This window comes from Radiobacillus kanasensis, from assembly GCF_021049245.1.
Lineage (GTDB): Bacteria > Bacillota > Bacilli > Bacillales > Amphibacillaceae > Radiobacillus > Radiobacillus kanasensis.
In genome coordinates this window covers 3121404-3138145 of sequence record NZ_CP088020.1, presented here as the reverse complement: position 1 = coordinate 3138145, position 16742 = coordinate 3121404, and the positions used below count along the sequence as shown (strand labels likewise).

The following is a 16742-nucleotide window of genomic DNA, read 5'->3' as shown; positions in this document are numbered from 1 at the left end:
AAAAGTATGAAATACGTTATTGGAGTGGACCTAGGAACAAGTGCGGTGAAGATTCTTCTTGTTGACCAAACAGGTTCCGTCGTTCAAGAGGTATCGAAGCCCTATCCTCTTATCCAAGAAAAAACAGGGTATAGTGAACAGGCCCCCCAGGATTGGGTGGATCAGACAGTTGCAGGGCTGTCTGATCTCGTTCAATCCTTTACAGGAAATATAGAGGACATACAAGGTATTAGTTTTTCTGGACAAATGCATGGTCTTGTTTTATTGGATGAAAAGCAAGAGCCTCTTCGCAATGCGATTCTTTGGAACGACACGAGAACAACGGAGCAATGTAGTCAAATTTACGATTCTGTTGGGGAAGAGCAATTGCTAGAGATTACGAAAAATCCAGCACTCGAAGGCTTTACTTTACCTAAGATTTTATGGGTTAAACAGTATGAGCCAGAACTTTATCAAAAGGCGGCAAGCTTTGTATTGCCAAAGGATTACCTTCGTTTAAAACTTACAGGTGCCTTGCATATGGAGTATTCCGATGCTGCAGGAACTCTTATGCTAGATATCGCAAAAAAAGAGTGGAGCAAAGAAATTTGTGAGCGACTAGAAGTTGACATCGCTCTTTGTCCACCATTAGTAGCTTCCCATGAGCTGGTTGGTACAGTGACTTCTGAGATTGCCTCCATAACAGGCTTATCCTCTGAAACGAAAGTATTTGCTGGTGGAGCAGATAATGCTTGTGGTGCGATTGGCTCCGGTATTTTAGAGGAAGGAAAATCCCTATGTAGTATCGGAACATCCGGTGTTGTCCTTTCCTATGAGGAAAATAACGATAAAGATTTTGCAGGTAAAGTCCATTACTTCAACCATGGAGAGGAAAGTGCCTATTATACGATGGGTGTGACACTCTCAGCTGGTCATAGCCTAACTTGGTTCAAAGAAGTATTTGCAAAAAATGAATCGTTTGAAGAGTTGGTTGCGGATGTAAGTACGGTTGCTCCTGGATCAGATGGGTTATTATTTACTCCTTATCTAGTTGGGGAAAGAACCCCCCATGCAGACGCAACAATTCGTGCGAGCTTTATCGGCATGGATAGCTCTCATGAAAGAAAGCATTTGGTTCGCTCTGTACTAGAAGGTATAACTTTTTCTTTAAACGAATCTATTGAAATTTTCCGTGAAAGTGGAAAGACTATTGATTCCATCATTTCCATTGGTGGAGGAGCAAAGAACGAAGATTGGTTGCAAATGCAAGCAGATATTTTCGATGCTGAAGTCATAAAGTTAACAAGCGAGCAAGGACCAGGAATGGGAGCAGCGATGTTAGCTGCATATGGCAGTGGATGGTTTGACTCCTTACAGGATTGCGCGAAAGAGTTCTTGAAGGAAGCAAAAACCTACAAGCCCAATCCTGAGCATGTGAAAATCTATCAAGAGTTGTTTAAGGTTTATAAACAAGTGTATCAACAAACAGAGTCACTAAATAAACAACTTGTAGCATTTAGAAAGTAGTAACTAGGATATAATCCCCCATATTATATATAGAAACGGACTGCGTCTAAAAAAGATACAGTCCGTTTCAATTTGTTTCTTATCAGTCTTTTGGTCGTTCTTTTAACTCTTCTCCATTTTCACCTTGGTAACGCAATCCCCAGCCCGTAATGGCTGCAATGAGCATAACGATGACCAATAACCAACCTTGGAAAACGAATGGGAAAACAGACGTCGGATCGACGACTGGTAGCCATTCATAGGTTTCCTTCATCATTTTGATGGTTGACCAACCGAGTAACACTGGTGCCCCCCACGGGAAAATATATCCAAGAGCAGAGGTTACGGCATCCAGCATGTTCGCTCTTCGATAGCTATGAATCTTATATTTTTCTCCAATTTCTTTAACAAAAGGGGCCGCGGCAATTTCGGCAGCTGTGTTAATCGTGATTGCGCTGTTTAGAAGAGCAACGATCGACCAGATTGCTAGTTCAGCTCTTCGAACCGAATTTTTAATCCATTTTACTAATGTTCTAGTAATAACTTCCATCGTACCACCTAACTTTAATAGATGGGCAGAAGCGACGATGAGTAAGATAAGAATTGCCATGTTCATATAGCCGCTGACTCCGTCAATTAAAGCACCTTCTACAATGGCGTCGGAATCAGGATTAAATCGAATAATACCGCCAAACGTTCCTAAGTTTAGAAGTGGAATCATTAGTACAGCTAAAAGGATTCCCCAAGATAAAGAGGTGATAAGATGGTGTCCCTTTAATGCGAGAAAAAGAACTAAAGCAAACGGGATTAGCATCAATAAACCAGATGGATTTGTTTGATTCATCATATCCGAAATAGCGGACTGATTTTGTGAAGCGTTTTCACTCCCGCCGAAAATTGCAAAAAGAATTAGCGTCGGGATGGCTGCTGCTATCGAATACTTAAATCGACTTCGCACAACGCCAGGTACATCCGCATCTTGAGTTGCTGCGGAAACAATGGTTGTATCTGAAACAGGTGCGAGATTATCCCCAAATACCGCTCCAGCTAAAATAGCTGCAAACATCATCACGGGATCTGCTCCTACTGCTACTCCTGCAGGGTACATCAAAGTACAGAAGGCTACCGTTGTTCCATATCCTGTTCCAACAGCTGTTGAAAATGTAGAAGCTAATAGAAAAGTAAGTGCAACAAATAACCCGCCAGTTAAGCCTGTAATCGCACCAACCCATACTAGTCCTTCCACTAATCCACCGACCTGTAAGATTTGTGCGAACATCCCAGCATAAAACCATGCGACCATAGCGATAACGCCAATAGGTTGTGCTAGTCCATCAAATAGACCTTGTGCGTAATCAGCCCATTTGCTTTTGCAGAAGAATAGACCTAATCCAAGTCCAAGTACGGCCCCCATAACAAGTCCAACCTCAGAGGACAGTTGCAGAACACTTATGGTGATCGCCCAAATAACAAAAAATAGCAGTGGTACTGCTGCTCCAAATGCACCAATTCTAAAGTTTAATCGTTGAATGCGTTTGTTTCCAACTGCTCGATCTAGATTTTCTGAACTCATCTAATCCCTCCTATAATATAAAATGAAAAAGTTCTCTATTGTCTATCTATGAGAGACAATAAAAGTTTAACACAAAATCTTTCATTTTCCTTTCATATTCATTGATAAGTTGCCGAAAAAAGAATGAAAGGAAGTTCGTTCATGCTATAATAAAAATGTCAATAATTGTCGAATAGTGACTGTGACGGAGGATCTTATGGAATATACATCTTACTGGAGACTAAAAAATACATGGGTCACATTTTTAATCATTTTCTCATCTGTGGTGGGATTTTTTGCTTTGTTGTTTTTTACATCCAAAATCATCATCGCGAATAATACCATTGATCATTATGAAGAAGTAATGGATGAGGTTGCCTTTGATATCGAAGCGGACTCTACTCAGTTATTGGAAGATTTGCAGCTGTTAGGGAAAAGCATTCAAAATGAAAAGGACCTCTATATGCAATCCTCTGAACAAGTTAACCGCCATTTAGAAGGGATCTCCAACTTTTCACCGCTTATAGATGGGGGAACCATCGTAGATAAAAATGGGAATGTTGTCGGCTACTTTCCAACCGATATTGCCCCTGTTAAAAATCTATCAAACCGAATTTATGTTCAAGAAGCGATTAAAACGAAGTCTATTTATATTTCTGATGTAATACAAGCTAGAACGAAAAGGAGTATCCTGGTTATCTCTGTTCCGCTTATAGATGGGGATGAGGTAGAAAGAGTTGTCAATTTGTCTATCCATTTGGGTGATAACAAACTGTACAATATACTAGGCAGTTCTTTTGCAGCCAAAGGACTAAATGATACGTTTATCGTGGATGAGCAAGGTACGATTATTTTTGTCTCAGATGTCGATAGACTTGGACAAACAAACTATTTTCCTGAAATAGCAGAATTAGTGTTAAATAGGGAGTCTGGTCATACTACGATAAAGCTAGACGATGGAACATCGATACACGCTTTTTATCGATATATTTCGACCATGGAATGGGGAATTGTCACCTTTGTTCCGACTTCACCGCCACCTGAAGTACTTCGGGCCTATTACCCAATTGGTTTAACGATGTTTTTTGGATCAGCCTTACTAGTTTTGCTCATTATTATGCTGTTCCTATCCAGAACGAGAAAGCAAATGAAAAAGTTATACGATGCGATTGAATATGTCAGCGCAGGGGATTATACCCAACAGATTTCTGGTATTGAAGATCGATCACAGGTTGGGTTCGTTGCTTCCAAGTTTAATGATATGATTGGCCATCTTAAAGTGGCGAAAGAGGACATTCAAGCGAAAACGAATTATTCAGAGCAACAACGAAAGTTTCTAGATCGTATTGTGAACTATAATCCGAATCCGATATACGTCATGAATTGGGATGGAGAATTCTTATTAGTTAACCACGAGTATGCTGCACTATTTAACAAGACCCCAGAAGAAATAATAGGGAAAAAAGAAATAGATTTTAATCCGAATAAAAAAGGTGCAGAGCGTACACTAGACATTAACAGAGAGGTACTTATTTCCAACACGGAGCTACGAGATGAGGAGTACCTATTTGATTACAAAGGGAACATGAGATGGTTCCAATATGGAAAAGTACCCATAATGGCTTTGACAGAAGATCGTACACATGTCCTTTATGTAGGAACGGAAATTACGGAGTTGAAGAATCAAGAAGAACAAATTCTTTTTCAAGCCTATCATGATGATTTGACAGGCATGCCGAATCGTAAGATGTTTAGAAAGGAATTGGACGATTTATTAGTTTATATCGGGGATACAGAGTATTTATCTGCCTTACTCTATTTTGATTTAGATCGCTTTAAATACATCAATGATACGTTTGGACATGATGCAGGGGATAGCATTTTAAAAAGTATAAGCGAGCGGCTTCAGCAGACTCTTGAGGATAAAGGGGCCATTTTCCGACTTGGTGGGGATGAATTTACTGTACTGCTGCCTCATATAGAAAGTAGACAAATTGCAGCAGATACGTCTAAACAAATATTGGCGAGTCTATCGGAACCGTATGAATACAATGGTCACAGGGTGATTATTACAGCAAGTATAGGAATTAGCTTGTTTAAAGGAGGAGAGTCTTCCTACGATACAATAGTCAAACAAGCAGATATTGCAATGTATCAATCGAAGGTTCAAGGGAAAAATACATTCCGTTTTTACTCCGCCGAAATGGAAACGGTGCTTGCTACGAAGCGCCGATTAGAGGTCGATCTACAACAAGCCTCGAAACGGAATGAACTTTCGATTCATTACCAACCAATCATTGATAATCAGAATGGAAGCTTGGTTGGCATGGAAGCCTTGCTAAGATGGGAGCATTCTAAGTTAGGTTATATTTCTCCAGGTACGTTTATTCCGATTGCAGAGGAGGTCGGGTTAATCGAAGAATTAGGCGAGTGGGTATTGAGAAATGCTTGTCAAAAGGCGAGAGACTGGCAGCTGCAAGGGTTTAATCCCGTTCGTTTGTCTATTAACCTGTCGCCATTACAATTGAAAAATGACACAATTGTTGACCACGTAAGAAATGTTTTAAAGGATACAGGTTTAGATCCAAGCTGGTTGGAACTAGAGATTACCGAATCATCTATCATTGAAAACAAAGAAGAAGTCATTCAAATTTTGAAACGATTAAGGGCGCTTGGTGTGAGTGTAGCCATTGATGATTTTGGTATTGGCTACTCATCCTTAAACTCCTTAGAGAGCTTACCGGTAGATACGTTGAAAATAGATAAATCCTTTATGGACAAACTCGAAGAAAAATCGAACGATGTCATTTTATCTGCTATCTTTGACATTGCTGAAAAGCTTAAACTTACCGTTGTTGCGGAAGGAATTGAAACAGAGGAGCAGCATACGTATTTAAAGGGCAAATACTGTCATAAGCTTCAAGGATTTTTATTTAGTCAGCCATTGGATGATAAGTGGTCTGATAATTTGTTGGAGAAATTGAAACGAGCAGATGGATAAAAGGAGGGGCCAAGATGGTCCCTCCCTTTTGGTGGAGAAAAACGGATTGACAATTGCTACTGCAAAGCCATATACCATTTACAAGCAGTGAACCACTTACATAAACAAGCTCATTACAAAATAAGTAATAGCGGCAATCGTTGCTGTTATTGGCAAGGTGATCACCCATGTAATCAGCATTCGTTTTGCAACTCCCCAGTTTACTCCTTTTCTGCGGTGAGAGGCGCCTACACCTAGAATGGAAGAAGAAATAACGTGGGTTGTACTGACTGGTAAATGAATAAAAGTAGCCCCAAATATTACAGCTGCACCAGTTAAATCAGCGGCAACACCGTTAACGGGACGGATTTTCATGATTTTCCCACCGACTGTTTTAATGATTCTCCAGCCCCCCACTGAGGTACCTAATCCCATAGCGGCAGCACAGGAAAGCTGTACCCAGAACGGAATATCGGTCGTTTCATGAAGATTAGCCGCAATTAAAGCCATGGTGATGATCCCCATTGCTTTCTGCGCATCATTCGTTCCATGCGTGTAGGATTGCAATGCTGCGGTTAAAATCTGTACTCGTCTAAATTGTTTGTTCGTTTTGGCCAAGTTCTTATTGCGAAAAACAACCCGAATAAGTGCATAGAATAAAAAGCCCACAACAAACGCAATGATAGGAGATAAGATAAGGGCTTGCAGTATTTTTAAAAAGCCACTATATTGAATAGCCTCAAAACCTGATGAGGCTATGACTGCTCCCGTAATGGAACCAATGATGGCATGGGAAGAACTACTTGGAATTCCATAATACCATGTGAGCAGGTTCCAAAAGATAGCAGAGATTAATGCAGCTAGGATAACCGCTAATCCATTTTGAAGCTGGAAAGGGTCGGCAATGCCGCTTGTTATTGTTTTGGCAACCCCTGTAAAAGTTAAAGCTCCAATGAAGTTCATAACTGCCGCGAGGATGATAGCTCTTCTTGGTGTTAAAGCCTTCGTGGAAACAGAGGTTGCAATTGAGTTAGCGGTATCGTGAAATCCATTAATAAAATCAAATGCTAGGGCAAATATGACAATTAATATGGTGATGATAAGCAAAAAATCCATGGAATCTCCCTCTTAGACGTTTTTCATAATGATGCTTTGCAGGAGGCTAGCAACATTTTGACAATAGTCTGCAATTTCTTCTAAGATTTCGTACAGCTCCTTGTATTGAATGACTATTATTGGATCTGACTGATTTTGAAATAGGGTTCGAAGAGATTCTCTATATAACGTGTCACATTGTGTCTCATGATCCTTAATCTTTATCGCATGGGTCTCCATATCTTGTAATTTATTCTCTGATAGTAATTCAGTGGATTGTAAGATCTCTTTGGAACATAAAAGAATGTAGTTTGTAAACTGGTCGATATATGTATCCGAAGAGTAAATGTTATAGATGCTCATCATGGCAGAGAATTCTTCCATTCCGTCAATAATGTCATCTAGTCCCATGGTTAGTTGCAATATATCCTCGCGCTCAATAGGTGTGATGAAGGCATGGTTGAGTTCTTTGATGATGACATGAACCTTTTCATCAGCTTCTGTTTCGAATTGCTTAATTTTTTGGGAAAAGGTGTCCAAGGAAGCTTCATCGGTTACCTTTGAATGCACGAGATAATCTGCTGCTTTGTTTAAATGGGTTGCAAAGTCCACTAAATAAATGGAAAATCTATCTTTCTTTTTACTAAACATGCAAAATAACCCCCAATTCATATCTTAGATTGTGACTCATTTTTATTTTTATCCAAACATCAGTAACTTAGCTATTATACGAAAAAAGAGAGAGAATTGTCATTAACTATTTCCTTTTGTCGAATGAGGGTCGATTAACCTAAACTCTTTTTTCCTCATAGGATGGGTAAGAGGAGGTTTTAACAGTGACTTTACCAGCTATTGATTTAGGATTAATGACAGAGCATTTGTCTGCTCATAAAGGGCTTATTCACAAATTGAAAATGTATGAGGGGAAGGTATTTCATCCGACGTTACGGTATCTATTGGAATTAAATCGAGAAATGTTGAAATCGCATACGGAAGCTATGATGGCTTTTATCCATCCGTATTATAATGGAGAAGTTGTTATTCCGCCTTTGCCTTATCTACAGTTAGAGGAAATCCATAAAAGTAAAGAGACTCCGTACCATGATCATGATAAATCGATTACGATGGAATCGAAATCGAGTTCCAAAATGATGGCAAATGAGAACTTCATGTCAGCAAGTCTAATGAAGGACCCTAATGTCAGAAGAGCTCATTTGGAGATGGCTCATCAGCAAGCTACCTTGCAACAGCTTTATCGAGAATTTTCAGATGCAATGGGATGGAGTGCTGTTTCTCATACTACTATAGAAAACCAGGCGGAGATATATCGACATTATTATGGTATGTTTTCTTTCTTTCCAGACTAAAAGCAGCTTAATACCCGAGCTGCTTTTATATGGATGAGAGAAAGACTTTTAGAGGTTTTTATTGGTTAAATATAATGGAAATAACATGATAGAGGAAAGTTCAAGGGTGGTGGAAGCTTTACCCCTCTTATATAGAAAGGGAGTGAAGCCATGGGAAATGAAGTCTTTCAAACGTTGAGTTTAATGATTTCGTTGGGACTGCTAATCATAGCAATTCTTTCCTTTCATAAAAAATAACCACCCTTGAGCTTGGAGAGCAAAGGGTGGTTATTTTTAACCAAATTTTAAAAGCTTTCCCCCTTGAAGGGAATCTATTGCGTGACGGCAGGTGTTCGAGCACTTGCCGTTTCTTTACTAGTATATTTTATGTTAATTAAAATATAACATAAATTGCATGAGGTGTATAGGAAAAGTCCTTAGCCTTCATACAGAGACTGTGAAGAACGAAGAATTACAAAAATTAAGTTTAACGATATTGTTTGGACTTTCATAAGAAATAACCACCCTTGAGCCTGACAGCTTAAAAGGGTGGTTATTTTCACCTTATTTCTAATAGCTTTCCTCTTGAAGGGAATCTATTGTGTGACGGCAGGTGTTCCAGCACTTGCCGTTTCTAAGAAGTATGTTTACATAAAGTATAACATACATGATGTGAAAATCTACTGATCTTCAAACAACGGACTAACGGGCTGATATTCGAAAACGCGAATAATCGCTTCACTTAGTAATGGAGCAATCGTTAGCTGGGTAATCTTATCTAAGCGTTTTTCAGCTGTTAATGGAATACTGTTCGTTACAACTAGTTCCTTGAGCTCAGATTCCTTAAGCTTTTCGATGGCCATACCTGATAGAACAGGGTGAGTACAGCAGGCATATACTTCTTTAGCTCCATTTTCTAACAAAGCCTTGGTCCCACTCGACACACGATTTCCTGTATCCACAATATCATCAATTAATATAGCGGTTTTTCCTTCAATATTTCCTACAATATTTAATTCGCCAGCTATGTAATCTCTTGGACCTCGTTTATCAATAATAGCAATCGGAGCTTTCAAACGCTCTGCTAGTTGACGGGCACGTTTTACACTGCCATGGTCCGGAGAAACGACCACGACATCTTCTAATTGTTTTTTCTCATAATAATCACCTAGAATAGGAATTCCAATAAGTTGGTCCACTGGAATGTTGAAAAATCCTTGAGCTTGAGGAGCATGTAAATCAATAGAAATAACGCGAGTTGCCCCAGCTTTTTGGATTAGGTCTGCAATAAGCTTTGCGGTAATAGGCTCTCTTGCACGTGCTTTTCTATCCTGACGTGCATAGCCGTAGTATGGGATAACGACATTAATCGTTTTTGCGGAAGCACGTTTTAGGGCATCAATCATAATCAGCAACTCCATAATATGCTGATTGACTGGCTCACTTGTCGATTGAACAACAAAAACGTCACAACCACGTACACTTTCTTCTATACTTATCTGAACCTCGCCATCACTAAATTGCTTCACGGAACATTGTCCAAGTGGGACACCAATGTTAGATGCAATTTCTGCAGCGAGCTCGGGGTTTGAATTTAACGAAAATACTTTGAGTCGGGAATTTTCATACGTTTGAACCATGAAACAAGTTCCTCCTTATTAACACACTACCAGTAAGTATAACATAAATAGACATATTTTATGGACTGAACATTCCTCAAATCAACAAAAAAGCAACCTCGTAAATAGGTTGCTAAGAAGAAGTTATGCTCTCTTTAATTCATCTTGTAGAAGTCTAATGCCTTCTGGGCTGAGGACAATCTTTCCGTTACAAAATGATTTGTTTTCATTCGTAATTTCGCCTGTAACGTCGCAAGTCAAATTGGACTCGTACTTCCGTAGAATAATTTTATCCTCTTCTGTAAAAATTTCTAGCGGATCCTTTTCTTCAATTTGAAAGGTTGCTCGCAATTCCTTTGGCAACACAATCCGTCCAAGTTGGTCTACTTTTCGCACAATGCCTGTACTTCTCATTATTTATACCTCCTAATAGATTACTAGTTTATTGTAAATAATCTGTTAATAATTTTCAAATATTAAATTTATTGGTAAAAGTAAATAGGCATTCACCCCATTCGTTCTTCTTACATAAGATGTCATATAGATTGAGAAGGAGTGATGACATGACTGGGCGTGAAAGGAATTACTACGCCGGAGGCAATACAGCCAAAGGGTTTTATAATTTATTTGATTCCAATCTTCAAGGGCTGGAGAGTGTTTATATTTTAAAAGGTGGTCCTGGCACAGGAAAGTCCAGTTTAATAAAAAGATTATCGGATACGTGGAAGGAAAGAGGATACGATGTAGAAAGAATTCATTGCTCTTCTGATCCTGATTCGTTAGATGGATTAATTATTCCAGATTTAAAGTTTGGTGTATTTGATGGAACAGCACCGCATGTTTTAGAACCGAAGGCTCCTGGTGCAATTGAAAATTACTTAAATTTAGGAATTGCATGGGATACAGAAAGTTTGGAGGAAAGTCGAGAAGAGATTCTAGACTATCAGGAAAAGCTGTCCAAAGCTTATGAAAATGCCTATTCCTCCTTTGAAAGAGGACTGCGTGTCCATGATGACTTAGAGGATATTTATATAAAAGAAATGGATTTTGCGAAAGCGAATGAAGTTACAGAGGAACTGATTAAAAAAGTAGTAGGAGACGAACAAAGCAAACAAGTTGAGGGTACCACTCGCCATCGTTTTTTTGGGGCTTCCACTCCAAATGGTCCAGTTGATTTTATTCCAAATTTAACGGAAGACTTATCAAAAAGGTATTTCCTAAAAGGGAGAGCGGGAACAGGGAAATCAACGTTGTTGAAAAAAGTGGCTGCCGCTGCGGAGCAAAAACGCTTCGATGTGGAAGTGTATCACTGTGGGTTTGACCCGGAAAGTGTCGATATGGTCGTGATTCGAGAGCTGGGAGTCTGTGTATTTGATAGCACGGCCCCTCATGAATATATGCCGAGTCGACATGGCGATGAAATCGTGGATCTGTATGAAACGAGTGTCACACCTGGAACAGATGAAACTTATAAAACAGAGATTACTAAGTTTACAAAAGGGTATAAGCAAGGTATTAAGGATGGTGTCTCCTATTTAAAAGAGGCAAAAGAGCTTCACGATGAACTGGAGAAATATTATATAGGTGCAACAGACTTTTCTGTTATTGATCAAATTTATGAGAATTTGCATATTGTTTTGCAGCAATTAGAGGATAAATAGTAACAAAAAAAGATACCATCTGTTATGAAGATGGTATCTTTATAGTGTGATCAATAACCTGTTGGCGTTATTCTGTACGGTGGAGTTTAGCTTTTGTATTTTAAAGGATTTTACTTAAGAATGATTGTGTTCTTGGGTTTTGTGGATTGGAGAAAATTTGATCTGGATCTCCCTCTTCTTGAATGATTCCTTCATCCATGAAGATAACTCGATCGCCCACTTCACGAGCAAAGCCCATTTCGTGTGTAACGACGACCATTGTCATTCCTTCTTGGGCTAATCCTTTCATAACTTCTAGTACGTCACCGACAAGCTCAGGGTCGAGAGCGGATGTAGGCTCATCAAACAGCATAACCTTTGGGTTCATCGCAAGTGCCCGGGCGATGGCAACACGTTGCTTTTGTCCACCTGATAAGCTATCAGGATAAACGTCCGCTTTGTCAGAGAGACCTACTTTTTCTAATAAAGGTAAACCAATATTTCTCGCTTCTTCTGCCGACATGCCTTTTACTTTAACTGGTGCCAGGGTAATGTTTTCTAATACGGTTTTGTGTGGGAATAGGTTGAAGTGTTGAAACACCATTCCTACGTCCGTTCTAAGTTTATTGATGTCCGTTGATTTATCCGTTAGGTCCACACCGTCAATAGTGACATGACCAGCGGTAATATCCTCCAATAGGTTTAGACAACGAAGGAAGGTACTTTTACCAGAACCAGATGGCCCGATAACACAAACTACCTCTTTTTCTTTAATTTCTGCATCGATGCCTTTCAGTACTTCCAATGAGCCAAACGATTTATGCAAATCTTTTACAGTAATCATTTATACATCCAGCTTCCTTTCTAATCTTCTTAAATAAATTGAAGTTGGGATTGTTATTAATAAATATAATAAACATGCCATTAGTAAAGTTTCAAATATTTCGAATGTGGCATTGTAATATTGTCTTGCCATATAAATGATATCTGTGACAGCAATAACGGAAAAAATAGAGGTGTCCTTTAAACTAATAATGAATTGATTTCCGAGTGGTGGAATCATCCGTTTAAAGGCTTGTGGCCATACAATATAGCGTAATGTTTGTTTTTCCGTCAGGCCTAGTGATCGACCAGCTTCCGTTTGTCCCGGTGCAATGGAGTAAACTGCTCCTCGAACGATTTCGGCAATGTAAGCACCAGCATTAATGGCAATTGCGATAATCCCTGCTGTGACGGCATTTATGCTAAGGCCAATTAAGTCTTCAGATAGACCGTAGTATAAGAATAGCACTTGTGCCAAGATCGGTGTTCCTCGAACAACTTCTACATATACGCTAGAAATAGCCCGTATGAACTTAACTTTTGAAAGTTTCCCAATCCCAAAGATTCCTCCTAAAATAAAGCCGAAGAACAATCCGATTACGGTAATGAGTAACGTCCAACCAAGCCCTTGGAAGAGAAAGGGAAGGGACTGGATATAAGGCGAATTAATAATTTGATCCATTCTTGAATCTCTCCTTGATTATAAATTATTATCATTGATGAAAAAAGCGTAACAAGCAAAGCCTGTTACGCCTCTATGCACATCCATATCAAAAATAGGATTTATTGTGGAGGCTCTGTACCGAACCATTTTTTGTAGATCTCGTCATATTTACCGTTTTCCTTTAACGTCGCAAGCGCTTCGTTCACAGGATCTACAAGTTCTGAATCCTTAGGGAAGGCAATTCCGTATGGTTGGCCTTCCAGTACTTCTCCAACCGTTTTTAATTTGTCTGATGCATTTTCTTTAATGTAGTACGTTACGTTTGGTAAATCGTAAAGTACCGCATCTAGGCGATCTTTTTCCAGATTCATGTAAGCTGTTACGATTTCTGGATATGCAACAACTTCAGCATCTGTGTTTTCTTTTAAATAAGCTTCAGACGTAGAACCTTGACGGGCACCAACTTTTAAACCATCAACATCTTCGATAGATGCTATATCAGAGTCTTTTGGAACGGCAAGGATTAAACCTGAATCATAGTATGAATCAGAAAAATCAATTGTTTCTTTACGTTCATCCGTTATGGAAATACCTGCAATTCCGATTGGGAATTTTCCAGAACGCATGGAAGCAAGTAAACCGTCAAATTCCATTGTCTTGAATTCAACATTAAAACCAGCTTCTTCAGAAATTGCTTTTATGAGGTCAATGTCAAATCCTTCCATTTCACCAGTGTCTGGGTTTTTATATTCAAATGGTTGAAAGTTTGCATCTGTTGCAACTGTGTACGTTTTTTCTTCTGAATCTCCGTCTCCATCTCCAGAGGTGGAATCACTTGTCCCACAGGCAGCTAATAGACCAATGGACATAACAAGTGCCAATAAAGCTATTAATCTCTTTTTCATTTTATTGTTGCCCCCTTCTTTTTTATGACCATACCACCTATAATTATCTCAAAACTCACAAAAAAGGGAAAATTGAAAAACTGGTTATTTGTAAGGATGAATAAGGATAGATAGGGATGAGCCTAACAAAGAATGATTAATATGTGGAAATGCTTTCATATTGTCAGAAATCCTTTTAAATCCTCCACATTTACTGTCCTCTAACAGATCTGCTTCTAAGTCATTTATATGTAACAGGTAGTCAAAACATGTATAGTAGGTTACTAGAAAGGGAAAAACATAGAAAAGTATAAGTGGACGATCAAAAAATAACCATAAAAAAGAGTCTGGAAAGGGTTTCCAAACTCTTTTTAAAGATTTAGTTATTCGCTACTCGGTCTAGTTGTTTTGCTTTTAATTTTTCGAGCATATCTTCTGTCATTTTCTCCAAGTCGTACTTAGCTTTAAAGCCCCATTCGTTTTTAGCGGCGGAAGCATCGATGGAGTTTGGCCAGCTATCTGCAATGGCTTGGCGGACAGGGTCTACTTCATAATTTAATGTGAACGAAGGGATATACTTTTGAATTGCTATTGCAAAATCCTTAGGCTCTACGCTCATGGCCGTAACATTAAATGCGTTTCGATGTACTAATTTATCCGGATCAGCTTGCATGAGCTGAATGATTGCTTGAATGGCATCTGGCATATACATCATATCCATGTAGGTACCTTCTTTAATATAGGAAGTGTACGTTCCATCTTGGATGGCTTTATAATAAATGTCTACAGCGTAATCAGTTGTTCCGCCCCCAGGTAATGTTTCATAGGAAATAAGACCAGGGAAGCGTACTCCTCTCGTATCGACACCAAATCTTTTATGGTAGTAATCACAAAGTAATTCCCCAGACACTTTGTTCACTCCATACATCGTAGTAGGACGCTGGATGGTATCCTGCGGTGTGTTATCAGCAGGTGTAGTAGGTCCGAACGCTCCGATGGAACTTGGTGTGAAAAATTTTGCATCAAGTTCACGAGCTGCTTCTAAGGCATTTAACGTTCCGTTCATATTAATGTTCCATGCTAAAAGCGGATTGTCTTCTGCTTTTGCTGATAGCAAGCAAGCGAGATGCATAATCGTATCGACATTATGTTTTTTGGCGATATCAAGTAGAGCTTTTCCGTTCGTCACATCCAAGATTTCAAAAGGGCCACCGTTCACAACTTGATTTTCGATACGGCGAATATCCGTAGCAATTACTTTGTCCGCCCCGTATATCTCACGAAGTTTCGGAACGAGCTCTGAACCAATTTGTCCCAGCGCACCGGTAACTAGAATTTTTTTCATCTGTCGTTTCCTCCTCAAGTTTTCTCCCAGTTATGAAATGAGGTTCATTTCTTTTCCGACTTTTTCATAAATTGCAAGTGCTTGGTCTAACATATCCTTCGTATGAGCAGCGGTAGGCATGTTGCGAACGCGTCCCGTTCCTTTTGGTACCGTTGGGAAGACGATGGACTTCGCGTAAACTCCTTCTTCATTTAGTCGTTTACTGAATTGTTGTGTTGTTTTCTCGTCTCCGATGATACAAGGAGTAATTGGTGTTTCACTGTGTCCAATATCAAATCCTAGCTCGGATAATCCTTTTTTCAAGTACTCACTGTTTTCCCAAAGCTTTTCTTGAAGCTCACTACTTTGCATTAATAAATCAATCGCTGCTGTACTTGCTGCCACATCAGCAGGTGTTAGGGAAGTAGAAAATAGGAATGGGCGAGAGCGTACTTTTAGCCAATCGATTAAGTTTTGCTTCCCTGCAACATAACCGCCGACAACCCCAATTGCTTTGGAAAGGGTTCCGATTTGGAAGTCAACTTTGTCTTGTAAGCCGAAATGTTTTACCGTTCCTGCCCCTTTTCCTAAAACACCAGAACCATGGGCGTCATCTACATATGTCATTAAATCAAATTCTTCCGCAATCTCCACGATTTCAGGAAGTTTCGCAACGTCTCCATCCATAGAGAATACGCCATCCGTAATAATCATAATTTTGTTGTATTGGCCAGACTCAACCGCTTCTTTCGCTTTTTGGCGCAAGTCTTCCATATCCGAGTGATTTACACGGATGATTTTTGCTTTGGAAAGACGACAACCGTCAATAATGGAAGCGTGGTTTAACTCATCCGATAAAATAGCATCATTTTTATCCATAACCGCAGAAATAGCAGCCATGTTACAGTTGAAGCCGGATTGGTAAGCGATAGCGGCTTCGGTACCTTTGAATTGAGCTAGTTTTTCTTCTAGTTTTAAGTGAAGATCAAGTGTCCCGTTAATTGTACGAACAGCACCTGCTCCTACACCGTGAGAGTCAATTGCTTGTTTGGCGACATTTTTTAGTCGTGCATCTGTTGCTAATCCTAAATAATTATTAGAGGAGAGGTTAATTAAGTCTTTTCCGTTAATGTGAATAATGGGACCGTTGGCACCTTGTACGGGGTCAATTTCGTTGTAAAGACCTTGTGCCTTTAATTCCTCGAGATTTTCATTTAAAAAGTGGTTTAGTTTTGAGCTAGTCAAAGAATTTTCCTCCTTTTGAAAACGCTTTATGAACATTTGTCTTTTTCAGGCGAACAATAAATGCTTTTTATCGCCCTTTTTACAAC

General features: G+C 39.3%; 15 protein-coding genes. 5 read left to right on the top strand and 10 right to left on the bottom strand.

Annotated features, from left to right (window positions below):
- Positions 1-6: 6 nt before the first annotated feature.
- A complete protein-coding gene (xylB, locus tag KO561_RS16255; RefSeq protein ID WP_231094317.1) occupies positions 7-1506 on the top strand; it encodes a xylulokinase in 1500 nt (499 codons plus the stop codon).
- An 82-nt stretch (positions 1507-1588) separates the two neighbouring features.
- Here xylB and KO561_RS16250 read toward each other — a convergent pair whose 3' ends face one another.
- Entirely contained in the window at positions 1589-3058 is a 1470-nt protein-coding gene (locus tag KO561_RS16250; RefSeq protein WP_231094316.1) for a Na+/H+ antiporter NhaC family protein, read from the bottom strand.
- 196 nt (positions 3059-3254) lie between these two features.
- Here KO561_RS16250 and KO561_RS16245 point away from each other — a divergent pair, with 196 nt between their 5' ends.
- Positions 3255-6038 carry a bifunctional diguanylate cyclase/phosphodiesterase gene (locus KO561_RS16245; protein WP_231094315.1) on the top strand — a complete coding sequence of 928 codons (2784 nt, stop codon included), beginning with the start codon at positions 3255-3257 and terminating at the stop codon, positions 6036-6038.
- 96 nt (positions 6039-6134) lie between these two features.
- Here the strand turns inward: KO561_RS16245 and KO561_RS16240 are convergent, their stop codons facing one another.
- Together KO561_RS16240 and KO561_RS16235 are read right to left on the bottom strand one after the other, a co-directional pair.
- On the bottom strand, positions 6135-7133 hold the full coding sequence (locus KO561_RS16240; RefSeq protein WP_231094314.1) for an inorganic phosphate transporter: 999 nt from the start codon (positions 7131-7133) through the stop codon (positions 6135-6137).
- A gap of 12 nt (positions 7134-7145) precedes the next feature.
- A complete protein-coding gene (locus tag KO561_RS16235) occupies positions 7146-7763 on the bottom strand; it encodes a DUF47 domain-containing protein (RefSeq protein WP_231094313.1) in 618 nt (205 codons plus the stop codon).
- A 185-nt stretch (positions 7764-7948) separates the two neighbouring features.
- Between KO561_RS16235 and KO561_RS16230 the strand changes: the two genes are divergently transcribed.
- Together KO561_RS16230 and KO561_RS20595 are read left to right on the top strand one after the other, a co-directional pair.
- Positions 7949-8479: a hypothetical protein gene (locus KO561_RS16230; protein ID WP_231094312.1), complete on the top strand. Its 531-nt coding sequence runs from the start codon at positions 7949-7951 to the stop codon at positions 8477-8479.
- Between the two features lie 150 nt (positions 8480-8629).
- Positions 8630-8716 (top strand): putative holin-like toxin, encoded by an 87-nt coding sequence (locus KO561_RS20595; RefSeq protein ID WP_408004879.1) that lies wholly within the window; start codon positions 8630-8632, stop codon positions 8714-8716.
- Between the two features lie 422 nt (positions 8717-9138).
- Here the strand turns inward: KO561_RS20595 and KO561_RS16225 are convergent, their stop codons facing one another.
- Together KO561_RS16225 and KO561_RS16220 are read right to left on the bottom strand one after the other, a co-directional pair.
- Positions 9139-10098: a ribose-phosphate diphosphokinase gene (locus KO561_RS16225; RefSeq protein WP_231094311.1), complete on the bottom strand. Its 960-nt coding sequence runs from the start codon at positions 10096-10098 to the stop codon at positions 9139-9141.
- Positions 10099-10221: 123 nt separating this feature from the next.
- The gene (locus tag KO561_RS16220) at positions 10222-10491 is read right to left on the bottom strand and encodes an AbrB/MazE/SpoVT family DNA-binding domain-containing protein (protein ID WP_231094310.1); all 270 of its coding nucleotides are present in this window, start codon (positions 10489-10491) and stop codon (positions 10222-10224) included.
- A 149-nt stretch (positions 10492-10640) separates the two neighbouring features.
- Between KO561_RS16220 and KO561_RS16215 the strand changes: the two genes are divergently transcribed.
- Positions 10641-11738 carry a PRK06851 family protein gene (locus KO561_RS16215; protein ID WP_231094309.1) on the top strand — a complete coding sequence of 366 codons (1098 nt, stop codon included), beginning with the start codon at positions 10641-10643 and terminating at the stop codon, positions 11736-11738.
- 100 nt (positions 11739-11838) lie between these two features.
- On the opposite strand, the gene KO561_RS16210 is transcribed toward KO561_RS16215, so the two are convergent.
- The 5 genes from KO561_RS16210 to KO561_RS16190 form a co-directional block, all read right to left on the bottom strand.
- Complete coding sequence (locus tag KO561_RS16210) at positions 11839-12561, bottom strand: amino acid ABC transporter ATP-binding protein (protein WP_231094308.1); 723 nt, start codon at positions 12559-12561, stop codon at positions 11839-11841.
- Positions 12562-13221 (bottom strand): amino acid ABC transporter permease, encoded by a 660-nt coding sequence (locus tag KO561_RS16205; protein WP_231094307.1) that lies wholly within the window; start codon positions 13219-13221, stop codon positions 12562-12564.
- 101 nt (positions 13222-13322) lie between these two features.
- Positions 13323-14108 carry a transporter substrate-binding domain-containing protein gene (locus KO561_RS16200; RefSeq protein ID WP_231094306.1) on the bottom strand — a complete coding sequence of 262 codons (786 nt, stop codon included), beginning with the start codon at positions 14106-14108 and terminating at the stop codon, positions 13323-13325.
- Between the two features lie 358 nt (positions 14109-14466).
- Complete coding sequence (locus tag KO561_RS16195; RefSeq protein WP_231094305.1) at positions 14467-15432, bottom strand: L-threonine 3-dehydrogenase; 966 nt, start codon at positions 15430-15432, stop codon at positions 14467-14469.
- A 30-nt stretch (positions 15433-15462) separates the two neighbouring features.
- Positions 15463-16656 (bottom strand): glycine C-acetyltransferase, encoded by a 1194-nt coding sequence (locus KO561_RS16190; protein ID WP_231094304.1) that lies wholly within the window; start codon positions 16654-16656, stop codon positions 15463-15465.
- Positions 16657-16742 lie beyond the last annotated feature (86 nt).

Coding starts and splice junctions, on each gene's coding strand:
- KO561_RS16210 (WP_231094308.1), bottom strand. CDS start 12,561: ATGATTACTGTAAAAGATTTGCATAAATCGTTTGGCTCATTGGAAGTA.
- KO561_RS16195 (WP_231094305.1), bottom strand. CDS start 15,432: ATGAAAAAAATTCTAGTTACCGGTGCGCTGGGACAAATTGGTTCAGAG.
- KO561_RS16250 (WP_231094316.1), bottom strand. CDS start 3,058: ATGAGTTCAGAAAATCTAGATCGAGCAGTTGGAAACAAACGCATTCAA.
- KO561_RS16215 (WP_231094309.1), top strand. CDS start 10,641: ATGACTGGGCGTGAAAGGAATTACTACGCCGGAGGCAATACAGCCAAA.
- KO561_RS16225 (WP_231094311.1), bottom strand. CDS start 10,098: ATGGTTCAAACGTATGAAAATTCCCGACTCAAAGTATTTTCGTTAAAT.
- xylB (WP_231094317.1), top strand. CDS start 7: ATGAAATACGTTATTGGAGTGGACCTAGGAACAAGTGCGGTGAAGATT.
- KO561_RS16240 (WP_231094314.1), bottom strand. CDS start 7,133: ATGGATTTTTTGCTTATCATCACCATATTAATTGTCATATTTGCCCTA.
- KO561_RS16200 (WP_231094306.1), bottom strand. CDS start 14,108: ATGAAAAAGAGATTAATAGCTTTATTGGCACTTGTTATGTCCATTGGT.
- KO561_RS16205 (WP_231094307.1), bottom strand. CDS start 13,221: ATGGATCAAATTATTAATTCGCCTTATATCCAGTCCCTTCCCTTTCTC.
- KO561_RS16220 (WP_231094310.1), bottom strand. CDS start 10,491: ATGAGAAGTACAGGCATTGTGCGAAAAGTAGACCAACTTGGACGGATT.
- KO561_RS16245 (WP_231094315.1), top strand. CDS start 3,255: ATGGAATATACATCTTACTGGAGACTAAAAAATACATGGGTCACATTT.
- KO561_RS20595 (WP_408004879.1), top strand. CDS start 8,630: ATGGGAAATGAAGTCTTTCAAACGTTGAGTTTAATGATTTCGTTGGGA.
- KO561_RS16235 (WP_231094313.1), bottom strand. CDS start 7,763: ATGTTTAGTAAAAAGAAAGATAGATTTTCCATTTATTTAGTGGACTTT.